We start from the raw sequence: 560 nt of genomic DNA on the forward strand, positions 1-560 counted from the left end.
CAGCCGCTTTCCATTCTCTCGAAGCATTTTTAACGCCTTTGGGATAGCTCCAGGGCTTCTCCCGTCTGACCAGATAAATTCATCTTGGATGAGGTAAAGTGCGTTGATGAAGCTTATCCTCAACGGCTCAACCTTGTGTTCCATGGCCATTGCGGCCATTTCTAAACGCACTATGTTGTAAGACGTGAGGATGCCCCACATCTCCTGATATATGCCTTCGTACTTCAAGCTTCTTAAGAGTGGCTTGCTCGACAGTTGATACTGCTTCAGCTCACCGTAACCCCGCTCTATTTCCCAACGTTGCCAGTAAGCATCGAGCAGTGCTTCCAACTCATACGTTGTTGGACATAAGCAAGACGTAATAAAGCCTTTTATCTCTCCCTTTGGTGAAGGGATGAGTACCAGTCTCGCTGTCCAAGTGTCTCCTAGGTATGGCGCTTGCTGCTGAGCTTGAGGAGAGACCGGCAGCTCAACAAGATGATCATAGTCGCTGTATGACTCAATAATTTCATACCTTAGCTTAGATTTAATGGGCGTCAGCCAGTGCGTGTTTTGACCAC

At 47.7% G+C, this 560-nt stretch carries 1 protein-coding gene; it reads right to left on the bottom strand.

Annotated elements, in window-relative coordinates:
* Positions 1 to 560 (bottom strand): transposase (locus tag LRP49_RS25160; RefSeq protein WP_274146415.1); only part of this gene is annotated, 560 nt, incomplete at both ends.

This window comes from Enterovibrio qingdaonensis, assembly GCF_028683135.1.
Taxonomy (GTDB): Bacteria; Pseudomonadota; Gammaproteobacteria; order Enterobacterales; family Vibrionaceae; genus Enterovibrio; species Enterovibrio qingdaonensis.